The organism is Streptomyces sp. NPDC006283 (assembly GCF_040613325.1).
Lineage (GTDB): Bacteria > Actinomycetota > Actinomycetes > Streptomycetales > Streptomycetaceae > Streptomyces.
In genome coordinates this window covers 1-1,903 of record NZ_JBEXRZ010000440.1, presented here as the reverse complement: position 1 = coordinate 1,903, position 1,903 = coordinate 1, and the positions used below count along the sequence as shown (strand labels likewise).

At 66.0% G+C, this 1,903-nt stretch carries 1 protein-coding gene; it reads right to left on the bottom strand.

Features of this window, described 5'->3' with window-relative positions:
- Positions 1-215: 215 nt before the first annotated feature.
- Entirely contained in the window at positions 216-1,739 is a 1,524-nt protein-coding gene (locus ABZ070_RS37070) for a glycoside hydrolase (RefSeq protein ID WP_356640582.1), read from the bottom strand.
- Between the last annotated feature and the right edge of the window lie 164 nt (positions 1,740-1,903).

Sequence of the window (1,903 nt, the reverse complement as noted above, 5' to 3'; positions counted from 1 at the left end):
GGTGCCCGGCAGCGGCCGGGTGAGCTGGGAGAGCGCGACTAGCAGATCGACCTGGGCCGGCGCCTGCCCCACCTGCCACCGCGACATACCCGCATCCATACCGACCTGACCAAGCCCTACTAGCGCAGCGCCGACAATCCCCGTCGTCGCAGCCCTGGCCAGCACCATTCCCGCGCGTGTCGGCCGACGGCTCGTTCTGGCGCCCCCTCGCCCGGCTATATCCAGACGTTGTCTATTTCGATCGTCTGGATCGAGTTGGCGCCGAGGGTCAGGGTCAGCTGGTTGCCGTTCAGCGGAGCGTCGGAGACAGGCTGGTACTGGCGGGCAGTGCGGTAGTATAGGTCGGCGTCGGTCACCCATCGCCGGGCGCTGGTGCCCACGGTACGGAAGTCGGAGAGGTCGTAGGTGATGTCCTGTGAGGTGTCGCCGCGGACGGTGACCAGGACGAGGCGGTGCTGGTCGGGGTGGTAGGCGGCGACGGTGGCCTGATCGCCGCTGTCGAGGATGCGCATTCCGGGGCGAATGTGGCGGGTGTACTGGGCCAGGACGAAGTACTTGTTCGTCACGTGAGGGTCGGTGCCCGGGTAGGGGGTGGGGTCGCCTAGGATGCCGTCTTTGCGGGTGGGATCGTTGCTGTAGGTGGCTTTGAGCAGACCCCAGCTGAGATGGTGGCCGGTGGCGGGGTCGTTGACCTGGCTGTCGACGGGCTGCCAGTAGCACCAGGCGGTCGGGCGGAGGTAGCGCAGGTCGAGGGCGAGGTTGTAGGCGAGGTAGAGGCCGTGTTCCCACTGCTCGCCGTATTCGCTCTGCCACAGTGGTTTCCCGGTGGTCTGGACGCTGTTGTACAGGGCGGATCGTGCGCTGCCGTTGGAGTCGTCGTACTGGTAGCCGTGCACGCCGACCTGACCGACCTGGCTGCTTGCTCCCTGGGCGGTGAGGTTGTTCCAGGTAGTGTTGGCCTGGACGTAACTGGTTTCGTCGGAGGCGGCGATGGCGATGTCCGACAAGCCGTGGCCGTTGAGTTCTTCACGTAAGTGCCGGATGACCTGCTGCTGGATCGGCTGGCCGGGGTCGGCGCTGATGTGGCAGCCCTCCTGGCGCCCGTCGGCCTTCCACCAGTTCGCGGACGGCTCGTTGAAAGGGACGACGCTGCTGACGTGCATGCCTCCGTGCTCCCGGAAATGCTTGGCGACGACAGCCATGTACTGGGCGTGCTGACGGTAATTCCAGGTCTGCAGGTTGTCGCCGCCGTCTGGGGCTCCGCACGGGTTGTGGTTTTTGCACATCCACCACATCGGTGAGCAGGAGAATATCTGGAAGACGTCCGCACCTCGGTCACGCGCCTTTTCCGCCATGGCGCGCTGTTCCCGGTCACGGGTCCAGTCCCAACTCTTGGTATTTCCCGGGTCGTCGCTGAGCCAGTTGAGCCAGTAGCCGTCGATCTTCTTGTATGCCGGATGATTCGGTGAGTTCGCCTGGCTCGGACCGCCCGGATATGCGGGCTGCGACATGCTGGCACCGAGGTTGTAGCGCACCACGTTCAGACCAAGGCCGGGCAGGGTCCGGCCTTGGTAGGTGACTTGGCGGGTGGTGTAGAAGATGTCCGCGAGGGTGTCGTTGGTGCCGAATACGTTCGCCCACCAGGACAGTGAGGCGCCCCAGCCCTGCCAGCCGTGGGCCCGGGACGGGTCGATCTTGGCGGTGTAAGAGACACCGGCCGAGGCCGACCTCGCCGCCAACGCTGACCCCGCTCCCACTGCGGCTGCGGCCCCCAAGCCCAACACCTTGCGTCTCGACATGACTGTTCTGCGCCTGGTTCCCATAGTCTGCTCCTGGCATCGGGGTCGTACACCGCACCGCTGCCGCTGAGCTCCAGCTGGAACGCCTCGCCGGAGCCGCGCCC